The following is a 16,302-nucleotide window of genomic DNA, read 5'->3' on the forward strand; positions in this document are numbered from 1 at the left end:
GTTCTCTAGTATGATTAAATCACCACAAAATAAACAACTGAGAGGACGATATGCTATATGAATGATTCTATCAAAAAAATGCTGAGAATAATAGAGAAAGATTTGATGATTACAGAGGTCTCTTACGAGACCCTTCAGAAGAAAAAGAAGTTGGTCGTCGATGCTGTTCTCTCGCCTGCTCCTCATGCTTGTAGAAGTTGTGGTTCTACTGTGGTAGATGGAAACGGGAAAGCAATTATAGTGAAAAATGGAAAAAAGGAAACGATTGTCCGTTTTGAACAATACAATCATATGCCTTTGGTTATGCGCCTAAAAAAGCAGCGCTATACCTGTAAAAACTGTCGAACCCATTGGACTGCTCAAAGTTATTTTGTCCAACCTAGACATTCAATCGCAAATCATGTTAGATATAAAATTGCTTCTTTACTGACTGAAAAAGTATCTTTATCTTTTATTGCGAAAAGCTGTCAGGTATCTTTGACCACCGTTATTCGTACATTGAAAGAGTTTAAAAGCTATTTACCAAAGCAATCTAAGAAGATTCTCCCCAGAGTATTGATGGTTGATGAATTTCGTTCGCATGCTTCCATAGAAGATAAAATGAGCTTTATTTGCGCAGATGGCGAAACAGGAAAATTAATAGATGTTTTGCCTACGCGTAAATTACCTCGATTAACAAGCTATTTCTTAGGTTGTACCAATCCAGAAGAAGTAGAATTCTTGGTGACAGACATGAACGCCGCCTACTTCCAGCTCACCAAACGTGTTCTGCCAAAAGCGAAAATAGTGATTGATCGGTTTCATATTGTCAAACACATGAATCAAGCGTTCAATGAGTTGCGTATCCGTGAAATGAATGAACTTCGTAAAGCCGGACAGAAAAGCCAGGCAGAAAAACTGAAAAAGAACTGGCACTTTTTGTTAAAAAATCGTGCAAACATCAACCATTATGAATACAAAACATGGAAAAATTTCCGAGCACCAAAATACCCATTTCTTACTGAAGCAATGATGATTGATCGATTGCTTGAGTTTTCTGCGCCCCTAAAGGAGGCGTATCCCTTTTTTCATGAATTAGTTGAAGCCTTTCGAGACAAAGACCCTGACTTATTTTTCTCCTTATTGGCAGAACTTCCCGAAACGTTAGATGACAGCTTTCGGGAAAAGCTTCAAAACCTTCTTATCCATGAAGAAGGCATCACCAACGCAATGATCTATCCTTATTCCAATGGAAGAATAGAAGCGAAGAATACCCACATAAAGACAATGAAACGAGTATCCTACGGATTTAAATCATTCGAGAACATGAGAATTAGAATCTTTTTGATCAATCAATTAATCAAAGTAAGATAACAAAAAATCTGAGCCAGAATGTGGTTCATTCTGACCCAGATTTGATTTTACGCAACTCATCAGTCCTTATTGACAAAGAGCCACTTTCTTTTGGGTAACGCTTATTTTGGCAAGACAGTCATAGGATCGATCAACTGATCTTGTGCCAAGCTTGGCGACAAACTAACTTCAAAATGCAAGTGAGGACCGGTACTATTTCCGGTGCTGCCCATGGAAGCAATGATTTCGCCTTGTTCAACGGTTTGACCAACCGTCACTAAATTTTGGTTATTGTGGGCATAGAGTGTTGTTAGCCCGTTCTCATGTTCAATGGCAACGTAATTTCCCCATGACGCATGGTATTCCGAGCGAATCACGGTCCCTGCAAGGCTGGCGGAAATGGGTGTACCTAGTGATGCCGCAAAATCGACGCCTCGATGAAATCCTCCCCCACGTGGGCCAAAGGACGAGGAAACGACTGGATTCGACACAGGGTAGATCATCTCATCATTGCCTTCTGGTAATTCAGCTTTTTCTTTATCATAGCTAGTCAATGCGTAGGCTTCAATTAAGGCGTTTAACTTCTCGCCATATTGTATGTCCGTCGCATAACGGCCTGTTAGAAATTCTGTTGCGTCTTCATAGGATTCCGTTTCTGACTTCCAGGTACCTTTATAAAAGTCATTATCATGCGCTAAGCCCTCTTTTAAAAGCTTCGCATAATCTTTGATGTTCGCTTCGTAATCTTCATACTGGCGGAACGTTGCATCGATCGTATACAGATTCCCTGATCCATCATCTTCTTGTGTTTTGAAGGTAACGCCCTTTCCTTCGTACTTCCCTTTGATCCCAAAGAGGTTATGGTACGGAGCTTGGCTTAACTTACTTTGACCGCTGGCAGATTCAAGAATCGCTTGGGCGATCATAATCGAGCCGTAGAGGTCTTCTTCTAAACCGATTTTTCGTGCATCTTCGCCAATTTCTTTAATGAAATCCCACGTTTCCCTGACAGGAGTGATTTCAATGCCCGTCGATTGATTGGATTCAGCTGGCGTGCTTTCTGTTAGCTCTGGTAAAGTCGAACATTGATTTTCAACAGGCGCTGGTTGCACGGTCTCCGACGTTGCTTCCTGATTCGTTGATTGATCCGACTGTGGTGTTGGTGCTGGTTTTGTTTCTTCTTTTGGCGGGTCAATCGGTGCCGGATCTTCTGGTTTCGGCTCGGTAGTAGATTCCTCTGGTATTTCTTCCGGAACTTCCGGAACAGCAGGACCTTCTTCAACAGGAGGGTTCACCGTCTCGGTTGGTGCTTCTTCAGGGGGTTCACTTGGTTGTGACTCCTGGTCTTCAGGAGTAGCCGGTGATTGTTCTTCGGGTGGTATTGATTCTGTGGTGTCCTCTGGACCAACAAGTGCAGCTGAAGCTGGGATAGTCGTTAAAAACTGGCTACAGACCAGTGCAAGTGCAATCCATTTTTTTGATTGTTTCACTAAATAATCCTCCTTTTTTCTCTCTTATCATACCGAAGATAAAAGGCGATGTGTAGTCAACTTTTCCGCTTTAATATGAAAATATGAAAAAATGATAATCTCAACCACTTTCTAACCTATTTTATCAATAACTTTAAAAATTTAATTTCTGTATATATTCTTGCTGTTTTTCACGAAATAATTTGAATTTACCAGCAATACTCATAGTTGTCAAAAATAGTAGGTTCCACAATATTTAGCGTTGGTGGAAAATCTATGGATTTTCTACTGACACTTTTTTTGTAAAAAATATAGCCTAACTAGTAAAATTTAGTCGACTAAAACAAAACTACACCAAGAAAGGATATCTCCATGGATCATTGTACTAGAAAATTGTTAGGTTTAACAGATGAAAATTTATTCTTCTAAGAAGAATGGTTAGAGACTATAGAAGAAGAGGGGGTTCGCACCAATCTTATTCATGCCAAACTTAGCTATATAAAAAGCCATTGCTGTAAATGCGGCATCAAAAATGAAGAACAAATCATCAAGAATGGCTCACACAAAACAAAAGTCCAACTTTTGCCTTATCGAGCAACAAAAACAGAATTACGCTTGGTACGTACACGCTTTAACTGTAAAGAATGTCAGTCGACATTCAATGCTCAGACAAAATTGGTGGATGAAAACTGCTATGTTCCAAAAGAATTAAAGGTTCAAATCGCCTTGGAGCTGGTCAAGATTACAACAAGAAAAGAAATTGCCGATCGCTATTTTGTCTCTGATGTAACCGTTCTGCGTGTCCTACACACCTGTTTAAAAACGTATCATCCTCGTTTTGATACGTTACCTTCGGTCCTTTGTTTTGATGAGTTCAAATCAATGAAGTCCTGCAGCGGAAAAATGAGTTTTGTCTTTATGAATGGGCAGACCCAACAATTGATCGGTGTATTGGAGAATCGTCGCCTTGCATTCTTAAAACCATATTTCCTTAAATTCACCCGAAAAGCACGAGCGAACGTGAAATACGTCGTGATGGATATGAATGCCCCTTATTTTGAACTTGTAAAGGCGGTCTTCCCAAACGCAAAAATCGTGACCGATCGCTTTCACATTGTCCAACAAATCACTCTTGCGTTAAACCAGTTGCGAATTAAACAATGAACAGCTTTCAAAAAACGGAACCGACAAAGTATCGACGATTGAAGCGATTCTGGAAATTACTCCTTAAGCATGCCTATGATCTGGATAGTTCCAATTATCAATATGATCGATCCTTTCGTAGACCAATGACGCAAAAAGCGATCGTCGATGAACTTTTGAGTTATGACGAGCAATTAACAAGGGCTTACGAGACTTGTCAGCTCCTTGTATATTTAAATCAGTCAGTTAAATATACTTTCCTTTCATTAGTATTGGTATACTGACTATAAGCGCTGTGGGTTAGTATTAGCTCCAACAGCTCCATTTGGATGACTGGTTCGAGGAGGCTCTAACCACAACTCTTTGTCAGATTGTTAATAAGTTTGTTAGCGTATGGCAGGACTGTAACGCTTAATTTTGCAAGGTTACATCGGCATTGAGAACGTGGATCATAGCGCACAATTATTACACAAGGAGTGGTTTGTCATGCTTTATGTTGGAATTGACGTTGCCAAGTACAAACACGATTTAGCAGTCATTGATAGTGAGGGAGAAATTTTTATCCGTCACCTGCAAATTGCGAATAATCGTGAAGGCTTTACCCAGCTTCAAATGGCGCTGGAAAACTTGAGCGTTTCCACTGGCCAGAGTATCCAAATTGCTTTAGAAGACACTGGGCATTACTCGTTTAACATCCTTCGATTCCTACGTACCAATGGCTATCCGACTTTCAGCTATAATCCTTTTTTGATCAAAGAGTTTGCGAAATCACACTCTCTAAGAAAGACCAAGACTGATAAAAAAGATGCCCTGACGATCGCCCGAAAATTACGCGACGATATCGATAAAAAACTGTTTGATGCGGATACGACTATGATCGAGTTGAAGTATGCCACTCGCAACGTGAACCGGTTGAAACAGGATTGCACCAAACAAAAAATTCATTATATCCGCTTATTAGACATTCTGTTTCCTGAGCTTTCACCTACTTTAAAAGGTACGAACGCACTTCATAATCGCTACATATACGAGATGCTCTGATCCTTTCCCTCGCCAGAAAAGCTGGCTAACGCTCACTTGACGAAGTTAACAAATATCCTTCACCGCTCTTCTCGAGGAAAAATCGGCAGAAAGGAAGCGTTAGATCTTAAGCAACTCGCAGCTTCTTCAATTGGACAATCTTCACCAGCACTAGAGTTTGAGTTACTTCAGACGATCGACTTGATCAAACACCTTACGGATCTTCGTGAAGCCGCTGATAAAGAGGTCGCAGCGCTTATGAAAGAGATTGATTCTCCACTGTTAACCATTCCTGGTATTGGCGTTAAGCTAGGCGCTGTGATTCTTGCGGAAATTCGCTCCATTCACAACTTCAAGACACCCGCTCAACTGTTAGCTTTCGCAGGATCAGAGCCTTCAATCAGTACCTCTGGGGAAAATCAAACAGAGAACGGTCACATGGTTAAACGGGGCTCTTCCCAATTGCGGTGGGCGTTGCACGAAGCTGCCCGTTTATGCGCCATTTGGTCTCCATCCATGAAGACATACTTCCAGAAGAAGCGAGACGAAGGAAAACAATACAACGTTGCGATTTCCCACGTTGTCAAAAAGTTAGTGCGAATCATCTTTCGCACCTTAAAGACGGGAGAATTTTACGAAGAAGACAAGATGGTTGTCAACTGAGGTTTCAAAAATTTTAGAAGCTTCAGGTCTATTTGTTGTACACAGGAATGGCTCATAAAACCAGCTCAAAAATTTTTAGTTTTTCATTGACTTAATATAGTTTGTCTCCTCTATCACTTTAAACACAAGGACAGCCAAAGCTTTTTCGATACGATCAACAGCTTAGATCAACGCCTCCCACAATGGTTTTGTAAGAAGCTGACGTTTTTAAATAAATACAAATCAGGGATTCAATATGCTTTAAAAACCAGGTATAGTAATGGGGCATTGGAAGGAACAAACAACAAGATAAAAGTGATAAAACGAGTAGCCTACGGCTATCGAAATTTCCACAACTTTCGAGCAAGAATTTATCTCATTCAAGGCTTAATCTTCCAAGTAAAACAAAAACCAGTTAAGCACTCTGCCTAACTGGTTATGACTAAATTTTCAGTTGTATCTTTCTCTACCAACATTAGATGTCAAAGAGCCAAATAGTATTGTGCTAATCTTTTTGGTTGTACTGCCTATTTTCAGTAGTTCTTCTTCACGTTTTGGCCTAACAAAATGAACAGTTTGATCCTTGTTCTCTAAATCACTCTTGCGACTAACTTCTTGCTCTTGTCCGCCAACAAAGTAAAAGTAATGAGTAGCATTCATTTCACATATAACTTTCATTTTTTTGAAAGTAGAATCTATCAAGGTGAATATTGGATTGTAAAGGTCATTTCTGTTGTGTAAACTTGATTCTCTTGTAACTTATAATAGTCGTTCCCTATATGAATATGGAACCCCTCTTCTTGCAGTTGTTTAACCTCTTGTGTGTTATTTTCCCAGAGATCTGTTTGAAAATCATACGATATATCTCCTGTGAATCTTCCAGATGACAGTAAAAGTGCCTCTGACAAATCAAGTATTTGATCCCCTTCTTTGTATACGAGACGCATGCTACTCTCGTCAACCACCTGATTGTAACTATCTACAAAAGGTGCAGCCTGTACCATGATTTCCCATGTTTCATGAAGTCCAGTAAAACTTTTAAGATCAATGGTTAATTGGCTCTGTTTCTCTATCGTTGAATTTATCGAAGAATTATCTAAAGACACTTCTTCGAAACGAATTTGATTAGGTATTGATACAGTAAATTCTCCGGATGTGATCACCACTGTTCCAGATGTCTCCACTGAACCGTAAAGACAGTCCACCCTAACACCAATTCGATCACTGTCGCTTAATCCTATTGGCATTAATGGAACAACTATATGATAATTAAACCCAGCTATTAGCGGAAATGTAGCGATTGAAATCACTTGATTTTCCATGATAGCGGTTACTCCTAACGGGACATCCATACCATTATTATCAAGATAGACCTCAATATTTCGAACATCAACTACTATTGAATCAGGGATAGAAATTTGTATCGTCGCATTAATATTGGTCGAATTGCTTGTAAAATGGATTTCTGTCTCTTGTAGTTCACCAATAGAAGAAGATACTGCAAAGTCAGATGTAAAGACAATCTCTTTAATAATGTCAATTTGTGCTCTCCGGGATACTCTAATGCCAGAATATAAGGACGCGCCTTTGGAAGTTAGACTAACAGAATACTGATACCCACCCACATTATTTTGTGCCATATTGTTAATCGTGTATGTACTTGAATCACCAATCAAGGTTTCTTCAAAGAACCAATTATAGCTCAAATCAAATCTCGTTTGAGAAAGATCCTCATTGAGAATGTACGCACTCAAATCTGAAGTTAATGTTTCAGAGTTAGATTCAAAAATCTGTCTATCTTCAAGAAAAAGCAAGTCATTCGTTTCAGTAGCAGCAATTAGTATGCTTGGATATTCATTCACTACGCTTTCTAATATGTTTAATTTAGAAGAACTAGTTCCTATTAATTCAACACTTTGTGAAAAACGCAACCCGTCTTCAATTTCATTGACTTTGGGAATATAAATTTCAATAAGACTTTCTGCATTAGAAAAAGCATCTTTGTTTGAAATAGCCGTTAACGAAGGAAAGATCAATTCAATAAATCCACTTCCTTCGAAAACATATGGATTTTCTAAGCTCTCTAGAGCAGGCAGCTCTATTTTTTTTACATTTGGTAAGGAAGCTAAAGATCTTGTTCCTAGAGCTTTAACTGATTCAGCGTTAATAACTGTTAAATTGTCCGAATTTTCCCACCACTCTCCAAGCCTAGTAATATTAGGAAGATTCAATTCTGATGTATTTGAAAAAACTAAAAAACTATTAGAATCTGACCATCCATCATATATAGAAGATGTTAATGTTAGTTTTTCAACATTAGAAAGAGTATTTACATTAAACTCATTTTCCGATAAAGATTTAATAGTTACTTCTTCGAGAGAATCTCGTGGACCAAAAGAGTATTCACCAAAAATAGATAACGCGTCACTAGTCATGTGCCATTCTGGAGTATACAATATTTCTAATTTTCCAACGTCAGAAAAAGCATTTATACCAATCTCCTCAACTACTGGAGCAGTAAGTTTCAAAAGACTATTACATCCCCAAAAAGCAACTGGTCCAATTACCTTAGCACTTGGAAGATAAATTTCAGTCAAGTTATTCACATGTATGATAGCAGCTTGACCTACATTTTCCACATCACTTAATTCTAAATACACAATACTTGAAAAATAAGCCAATCCAAACCCTTCGCGGTTTGAACCTTCACCGGTATCTTTCATCCCTTTTACAGTCAAAGAATCTACTTCACCATCTTGAAAATACTCTTTTAAATATTCTGCTAATGTTTCAACCGTCGCATCTGCAGGCGTCGTGACCACTATTACACCAGCTGAAGACTCTACATGTGAATACCCATCCGATCGATCAACCATAGTCTCCGTTTCTAGCTCATCACTGGCCAATTCAGATTCTTCTTCACTGATCTCTGCATCTTCTTCAAGTTCTGCTGATTCTTCCTTGCTATCGATCATTTCGGCTATTTCCGCTGAATCTAATACATCTATTTCAAGAGAATCAAGTACAGCTTCTTCCGTTTCAAAAATTTTTTTCTCTTCTTGTTCAATTAAATAAGTAGTTTGTTCTTGTCCATTTTCAATTTCTCGGGCTGAAATCTGCAGTGGAGTTATAAGATAAGTCGACAAAATCATTGTAAGACTGACATAAATTGAAAATACCTTTCGTTTTTCTCTCATTCTTAATCTCCTTTCTCTTAAAAATAAATCATTTCAGATGAGCTAAAATTGAGATGTTATGTTTTTCATATAGTCTAAATCCAAATTTTTTATACAAAATTGATCACCATTCTCGACAATTAATAATATCTAGATCACATCAATAAAATCTTCTCATAAACTATAATGATTGATTGTAAAGTATTCCAGTTCGAATTTATGCCAATTCGAACTGGAAAGACATGCCAAAAGCCTTTTCAATCAACTTATCTTCCATTTTTTATAACTCGGCTTAAGAATTGTTGATGTACTTTTCTCCTACAGCATACTGAGCTATTTATAATTCAATAAATATAGCTGACAATTTTTGTAAATAATGGTTTTGGTCTTTAATTTCAATCAATCTGCAAATCTCCTATCTACTTTTCATTTGATTTGTACTTTTTTATTAAAATAAGTACTACTAATCCGAATAAGATTGCTAGGGCTATAGAGATCATGACATAGACAAACGTATTATTACTTTTAACTTCAATTAAAACCGCAGACTCATTTAAATGCTGTGCCTCATCGGTTGTAATCGAAAACATTTCTTCAAATTCATACCTTTTTTCATCGGCCATAATCGTCACTTTTGCAACATAGTCTGCTGCCAGAATAGGTGTCTGCTGTAAATCAATACCATAATTAAAATTCGAATTTGGTGCCATTTTTAATCCTGTTCGATTAGCCGAATATAACGGTATTTCTTCCCCGTATCGAAAGATTTCTGCCTCGACAGATAGAGAGGAAATGAGTTTCGCAGTGGTGTTTTGTACATTCAGTTCAATAAAGTTGAAACCTGAACGTTGTGCTGCATAAATTTCATTTAGTTGAATTTCGTTCTCAGGCATTTCATCCCCTAATTCAATCATTACCGCAATAGTATATGAAAAACGATTAACGACCATTGATGATTGCTCTTCCTCGTCCTCTGATTTCTTTTCCTCAAAAGAAATCCCCCCTAGAATTTGACCTTCAAAATCTGTTTCTGGAATCTTGATTGAAAGAGTCACTGTCTTCGTTTCAAATTCTTGTAAAATTACTTCATTTTCCGAAAGTAAAGAAAAATCTTCGAAATTTAAAACAACGCTATCATCTATAGTTTCTTCAGTATTTTGATAGTTTAGAACACCATTGGAGTTTGTTGTCGCAGTTGCTATATTTGCACTTACAGTGATCGTTTCGTCCGTCGTGTTAGTCACATCGACAGTTACTTCTTGTGTCTTACCAGATATCATTGATAGATGAAAATAACCACTCACATCTTCTTCTTGATTATCCGGCAAATTTGCTTTTACTGTAAACGTGGGAGCCATGTTCTCTTCGGCATAAACTTTATTTTGTATTTGCGAAAATGAAAATAACAAGATTATCAAAAATAGATATTTATTAATTTTATTATTCATATGAACTTCCTTTCTTATGTTGAATAAGAGCCAGTGCTAAGAGTGTCATTACGATTCCAACAATGAGTAGTAAGTCAGTATAAAGTTCATTCGTACTTGGCAAAATAGCACTTGCTAAATTTCCTGCATGTTCATTTTTCCCGACATTTTCGACTCTGAACGCCGCGTGAGATTTCTCTGAACCAAAGGCTATTTTTGAAGAGAAAATAGTACTAGTCAGTAATAAGAAACTTAGACGCCTTATACTTTTATTGATAGTAGCTCTCAATTTAATCTCCCTGCTTTCCATCTTTTCTTGTGTACGATTTTTTATTCAAAAGGCATATGTTGAATGACTAAAACACATGCTTCAAACATGATTGATGATAGTTGTTAGAATATTAAGTTCCAAGTACTGACCGAAAAGTATTATGCATTTCCTGAGATATTTGGATTTGCTAGTATGCTCAATACTACTTCCACAATATCATTGTTTTGTAATAGTTGTAGCGATCTTGGAAAACTAAAAGTGATATTGATAATATAGTTGTTTGCGAATAATGAACATAGTGAAATAGCTGGACCAGTTAATAGATTCATATTCTTTTGAATTGCGGCATTCCTTATTGATAGAGCCTAGGAACAATAATCTTCTCGTTGATTATCAACTTTACTGCGACCGAAGGTATTATTTCAAACTCGTGTTGGAGCCTTAAAAACTACTATACTAATATCGTAACTGTTAATCGTTTCATAGTTCTAATCATTTTTTTTAATGCTGATTACACCATAATTGAAGTTTCTTCCAGTACTAACACAAATCTACCGACCATATCTTCTCCGCTCTCAACTGATGGTGATTCTTACGATTTTTCATTACAATAATGGTTATTGCTCCTTGTTAAGCGATAACTTGTGCAAATGTTTAAATGAAGAAAAACTCATACTAAACTATATAATGTATTTTAAACTTTTTGAAGCTGTTTAAAAAATCAATTTTTCCAAAAATAGAGAAATTTTCGATCTCACGACCGTTTGTTAATTTTTTTTGTTCATTGGGTGTACCAATCCAGAAGAAGGTGAATTTTTAGTTACAGACATGAACGCCACCTACTTCCAGTTCACCAAACGTGTTCTGCCAAAAGCGAAAATAGTGATTCATCGGTTTCATATTGTCAAACACATAAATCAAGCGTTCAATGAGCTGCGTATCCGTGAAATGAATGAACTTCGTAAAGCAGGACAGAAAAGCCAGGCAGAAAAACTGAAAAATAACTGGCACTTTTTGCTAAAAAATCGTGCAAACATCAACCATTATGAATACAAAACATGGAAAAGTTTCTGAGCACCAAAATACCCATTTCTTACTGAAGCAATGATGATTGATCGATTGCTTGGCTTTCCTACGCCCCTGAAGGAGGCGCATTTATTTTTTCATGAATTAGTTGAAGCCTTTCGAGACAAAGACCCTGACTTGTTTTTCTCCTTATTAGCAGAGCTTCCCGAAACGTTAGACAGGGCTTTCGGGAGAAGCTTAAAAATCTTCTGACCTATGAAGAAGGCATCATCAATTCGATGATCTATCCTTACTCCAGTGGAAAAATAGAAGCGAAGAATACCCATATAAAGACAATGAAACGAGGTTCCTACGGATTTAAATCATTTGAGAACATGAGAATTAGAATTTTTTGATCAATCAATTAATCAATGTGAGATAACAAAAAATCTGAGCCAGAATGAGGTTCATTCTGACCCAGATTTGATTTTGAACAACTCATCAGTCCTTGTAAAATATATTTTGCCAAGTAAGTTTCTTTTAAAGTGTTTATAAAACACAAATTTTTTGAATAACACATTCCTTTCGGAATTTGTTTCATTATTGTGTAATTTCTCAGAGTACAATGGATATATGGAAAGGATCCAACGGGAATTTGCTAATCAGTCCTGTAGCTTTGCCTACCTTCATAAGTCTGTTACCCAAAGCACTGTGTTTACTACCAACTCATTAGCTGTTTCGATAAAGTGCTAGCCTTCCAAATAGTAGTTGGAAGGCAGCTTCTAGCCCTATTATCATCGTATTCTATTAGGCTAGGTCGTAGCCACACATTGAGTTTCTGGGGAATCCCACAGTATCGAAGCATTTTCCAAAATGTCTATTGAAAGGAGGTCCTTATTCCATGAAATTATTTGTTGGTATTGACGTTAATTCTGAAAAATTAGATGTTTGCTTCCTAACAGATGACGATCAGCTATCTATATTGACTGAAAACTCTGTTGCTAATGACATTGAAGGCGTTTCATTAACACGAGAACTGATTCTTGAGTTCAATGAAAACTATCACTTCGATCAAATCGTTATTGGGATGGAATCTACGTCCATGTACAGCTTTCATCCTTCAATGTTTTACCATGAAGATACAGAGCTAAAAAAACTCAACACACTTGTGACGATTGAAAATCCTTTTCGAGTGAAACAATTCAGTCGCATGTTTGATGAGGATAAGACTGATCGAAACGACGCGTTTAGAATTGTTGATTTCTTGCGTATTCAACGGTTCACAACTTCTCCTATCAAAGAAGAGAAGTACATGGCTTTACAGCGCTTAACACGCACTCGCTATCAACTCATTAAGCAATTGACTCGTATAAAACAACACTTTCTGGAAAATCTAACGTACAAATGCAATACACTTGCTCGAGAAATGCGCGACGAATCGACAAGTCTCTTTAGTGCCACTGTCATTACCCTTATGACAGTGGACTTCACACTAGATGAATTGGTTGAGCTTCCTTTGGAAGCCTTCTGTGACTTACTACAAGAAAAAGGAAAAGGTCGCTTTAAAGATCCAGAAAAAATTGCCAAATCGATTCAACGTGCAATTACCATGAGTTATCGTTTAGGTAGTCTTGCACAAGAATCCATCAATGTCGTTCTAAGTGTTCTTGTACGTGAAATTCAAGCACTTGAAAAGAGCATCAAAGACTTGGATAAAGCAATCGAGCAATTAGTTATCGTTATTCCAGAATATCAATGTTTGACCAGTGTTCCAGGTATTGGAAAGGTATACGCTGCTGGATTAATCGCTGAAATCGGTCAAATTGAACGATTTGAAGACCAAACAAAATTGGCAAAATACGCAGGCCTATGTTGGAAAGTCAAACAATCTGGTAACTATCAGTCACAAAATACACCTCTGACAAAACAAGGGAATCGGTATTTTAGATACTACTTAGTTGAAGCTGCCAACTCTGTAAAAAACTATTTTCCTGAATATAAAGCTTTTTATCAAATCAAATGTAAAGAGGTCCCAAAACATAAACACAAACGAGCACTCGTCTTAACCGCAAGAAAATTTACGCGTCTGGTGGATACGCTACTACGTGACCATCAACTATACACGCCACCAAGGAACGTGATAGCTAAATAACATTCTGTTATTGACGCCCCCCTTGAAATTCCCTGAAAAAAACTGATTTTGGCCGGGGCTAGTTAAGTGCACTTCAAAACAAATTACACAATAAAAATATTCCCAATCTTCAACTTGACTTATTACCATTAGAGTTATTGACAAAGAGCCATAAAAGCATCGTTGAGGATCTAAAAAATGGAGCTGCAATATCAACTATTTCTAAAAACTATAATATTACCAGACAAACCGTATATAAAATTAAAAGAGATTTCGCTAATAATATTATTCTCTGAATAAAAAACATATAGAAAGGAAAAGAAAGTTTTAAAGTAAAAACATCATTTTATTCCTCGATTTTCAATCCCTCTTTTTTGTATTAGAAAAAGAAAAATATTCGATAATTAAATTGAAGAAGATACATTCTAAGAAATAAATCTAAGTCATAACTTATTTATAAGTTACTCACACTGCACATGGTCCGGCAGTAACTCGCACATAGGCTTCAACTTCATTTACAGGAATTGATGGTAACAAGTAATAATCGTTTGGGCTCCAGTTAATTCCATGAGAAGGTACTTCTTGATATTTTCCAGATTGATCTTGATCATAGCTACTATTGATAAATACGTTCTCTTCAGCAATGACTTGCGCACTCACCTCCACACCAATTCCATAGCTTGAAATATCCGTATACAGGTTATTTAAAACATGCACTTCCCCAAAACGAACACGAGGATTTCTTTGTTCTGTCCCCTTAAACCAAATATAAGCAAATGTAACTTTCACTTTATCCATATCTTGCGTTGCATTTGAATCAGAATGTCCTACCAAAGTCGTTTTATTATGATTGGTAAAAATATTATTTGAAATGGTGACCCAATTTGACCCTCACTTGATGTCGATTAATCCATCCTGGCGATTGCTTCCAGTAGGCACCTCAGCTGCAATCCATGGCTCATCAGAAAAATAATTATGATCAACCCAAACATGTCGACTATCTTCAATGGTAAAGGCATCGATTTCGGTGAAGTCACCCGGATTCAAACGACTTTGCGCATCCGTTTGAATTCCCCCTCTGCCATCGGGATACTCACCCCATCAAAAGATAGGGCATTTGTTAACTTCAAATTGTGATAATCACTTGATCTTGGTCGCGAATTCTCAATCCACCGCCGGTGATTTCATCATTAGGGCTGACACCAATAATTGATTTGTTTGACCCAACATTTACAATTACTCTAGGAGAAAAGATAAATAGATCTGTTAAATCGATTTTACTATTAACATGAATAGTCGCCGGTAAATCACCGTGTATGGCCTCTCGAAAATCATGTGATGTTTTGACGGAAATTTGAATACCAATTTGCCCATCTAATGTTCCTGAAGAATAACTAACAACCCCAAAGCTATTATCCGAAATCTCTGCTGCTTCAACATTCGAAGCCACCCCAAAAAAATTAACAGACATAATAAAATTTGTTTACTCATACTAATCTCCTATCTATTATTTTATAGAAACCGGCCGAACTTCTAATTAAAATTATAAATAGTATCATTTTATTTTGTTATCGATTATATGCGGGTCCGATGAAATTATTGAATTTATTATTCTACCATTTTTCAGTAAAATTATAGTGATAAGTAAAAATATAATGGCTTTTATTATTCAGAGTAGTCGCTCATTGTAGAATATATTATACTTAAAAAGAAGCACGCTTTGGTGAAATTTTAAAAAAAAATAAAAAGAGCGCTGATCGATAATGCTCAGTTCAGAGATATCAATCAGACTCAAATGGTGATATTTAAAAATTTTAAAACTTACTATAACAAAAAAACGTATACGTTCTACCCTTGGCTATCTAGCTCCTAGTGAATTTGAAAGAATTCAACTTATTCTCTTGACTAATTGTCTAATTATCCTTGGAATCTCAAAACCTTGAAGACTCCAAAAAAGAATAATTTTTGGGTAACTACATTATCTTTAATTTGTACTTCTTGTAATTTATAGATCATGATAACCAGGCTTTTACAGCACATATTAGAGTCTCTATAATATAAAAGGCTGATAATCTAGTTTGATTGATTAAACAACATCAATTATAGAGCTCTTATGGGTATTTAAAACGAACGTCCTCTCTATAATTTTTTCGCAAATGATTTTAAATATTTTGTTTGTATTATTTGGCAATTATAATGACTATAGCTGTAGATGAAGAACTTAGACAAACTGATTTTTATTATTTAGTATATATATAAACCATGTGTAAACGCAGTAACTATTAATACACATTTAAAATCATAGTTGTTAATTATTATTAGTAAATAACGCGCACCGATACTATACAAGTTGGATACGATTGTTTTCTATCCAAACATCCCCTAAATAATTTATGTCAATGTTTTTTATTTGGGTTAAGTTATCACCAAACCAGTTTAGAAGTTCGGTTTCACTTTTATCAATGTTAATCACACACATTCTGCTAAATAATCTATCATTCACTTCAGATGTGAAAGTTACTTCATACAATCTACCATCAGTCCAAGATTGATTAATTGCATTGTTCATTTTATCCCTCTATTCTTAATTTTTAAATTAATTACTTGAATATTATTGTTTTTAATAAAACTGAATATTTTAACTTTACAAAGTCGATTAAACACATTTTACCTGATAGAAATCATT

At 36.4% G+C, this 16,302-nt stretch carries 8 protein-coding genes and 6 pseudogenes; 7 read left to right on the top strand and 7 right to left on the bottom strand.

Annotated elements, in window-relative coordinates:
* Window positions 1–57 precede the first annotated feature (57 nt).
* On the top strand, window positions 58–1,353 hold the full coding sequence (locus IGI86_RS13185; RefSeq protein ID WP_430617376.1) for an ISL3 family transposase: 1,296 nt from the start codon (window positions 58–60) through the stop codon (window positions 1,351–1,353).
* 101 nt (window positions 1,354–1,454) lie between these two features.
* On the opposite strand, the gene IGI86_RS13190 is transcribed toward IGI86_RS13185, so the two are convergent.
* Window positions 1,455–2,822, bottom strand: a complete 1,368-nt coding sequence (locus IGI86_RS13190) for a peptidoglycan DD-metalloendopeptidase family protein (protein WP_430617378.1) — start codon at window positions 2,820–2,822, stop codon at window positions 1,455–1,457.
* A 351-nt stretch (window positions 2,823–3,173) separates the two neighbouring features.
* On the opposite strand from IGI86_RS13190, the pseudogene IGI86_RS13195 reads away from it, so the two are divergent.
* The 3 pseudogenes from IGI86_RS13195 to IGI86_RS13205 form a co-directional block, all read left to right on the top strand.
* A pseudogene (locus IGI86_RS13195) lies at window positions 3,174–4,177 on the top strand (ISL3 family transposase); the annotation flags it as partial.
* Window positions 4,178–4,430: 253 nt separating this feature from the next.
* Window positions 4,431–5,627: pseudogene (locus IGI86_RS13200) on the top strand (IS110 family transposase).
* Window positions 5,628–5,732: 105 nt separating this feature from the next.
* Window positions 5,733–6,038: pseudogene (locus IGI86_RS13205) on the top strand (transposase); the annotation flags it as partial.
* A gap of 266 nt (window positions 6,039–6,304) precedes the next feature.
* Here IGI86_RS13205 and IGI86_RS13210 read toward each other — a convergent pair.
* The 3 genes from IGI86_RS13210 to IGI86_RS13220 all read right to left on the bottom strand — a co-directional run bounded on the left by IGI86_RS13210 (window position 6,305) and on the right by IGI86_RS13220 (window position 10,498).
* A complete protein-coding gene (locus tag IGI86_RS13210; RefSeq protein WP_430617379.1) occupies window positions 6,305–8,803 on the bottom strand; it encodes a leucine-rich repeat protein in 2,499 nt (832 codons plus the stop codon).
* A 398-nt stretch (window positions 8,804–9,201) separates the two neighbouring features.
* A complete protein-coding gene (locus IGI86_RS13215) occupies window positions 9,202–10,230 on the bottom strand; it encodes a DUF916 and DUF3324 domain-containing protein (protein WP_430617380.1) in 1,029 nt (342 codons plus the stop codon).
* On the bottom strand, window positions 10,223–10,498 hold the full coding sequence (locus IGI86_RS13220) for a hypothetical protein (RefSeq protein WP_430617383.1): 276 nt from the start codon (window positions 10,496–10,498) through the stop codon (window positions 10,223–10,225). The genes IGI86_RS13215 and IGI86_RS13220 overlap by 8 nt, the downstream gene beginning before the upstream one ends.
* A 762-nt stretch (window positions 10,499–11,260) precedes the next feature.
* Between IGI86_RS13220 and IGI86_RS13225 the strand changes: the two are divergent.
* The 3 genes and pseudogenes from IGI86_RS13225 to IGI86_RS13235 all read left to right on the top strand — a co-directional run.
* A pseudogene (locus IGI86_RS13225) lies at window positions 11,261–11,927 on the top strand (transposase); the annotation flags it as partial.
* A 459-nt stretch (window positions 11,928–12,386) separates the two neighbouring features.
* Window positions 12,387–13,637 (top strand): IS110 family transposase, encoded by a 1,251-nt coding sequence (locus tag IGI86_RS13230; RefSeq protein ID WP_430617384.1) that lies wholly within the window; start codon window positions 12,387–12,389, stop codon window positions 13,635–13,637.
* A gap of 149 nt (window positions 13,638–13,786) precedes the next feature.
* A pseudogene (locus IGI86_RS13235) lies at window positions 13,787–13,912 on the top strand (helix-turn-helix domain-containing protein); the annotation flags it as partial.
* Window positions 13,913–14,081: 169 nt separating this feature from the next.
* Here the strand turns inward: IGI86_RS13235 and IGI86_RS13240 are convergent.
* The 3 genes and pseudogenes from IGI86_RS13240 to IGI86_RS13250 all read right to left on the bottom strand — a co-directional run bounded on the left by IGI86_RS13240 (window position 14,082) and on the right by IGI86_RS13250 (window position 16,185).
* Window positions 14,082–14,663, bottom strand: a pseudogene (locus tag IGI86_RS13240) (polysaccharide lyase family 1 protein).
* A 79-nt stretch (window positions 14,664–14,742) separates the two neighbouring features.
* Complete coding sequence (locus tag IGI86_RS13245; protein WP_430617385.1) at window positions 14,743–15,087, bottom strand: hypothetical protein; 345 nt, start codon at window positions 15,085–15,087, stop codon at window positions 14,743–14,745.
* Between the two features lie 870 nt (window positions 15,088–15,957).
* A complete protein-coding gene (locus tag IGI86_RS13250) occupies window positions 15,958–16,185 on the bottom strand; it encodes a hypothetical protein (protein ID WP_430617386.1) in 228 nt (75 codons plus the stop codon).
* Window positions 16,186–16,302: the final 117 nt, after the last annotated feature.

This window comes from Enterococcus sp. AZ188 (genome assembly GCF_050544075.1).
Lineage (GTDB): Bacteria > Bacillota > Bacilli > Lactobacillales > Enterococcaceae > Enterococcus_D > Enterococcus_D entomosocium.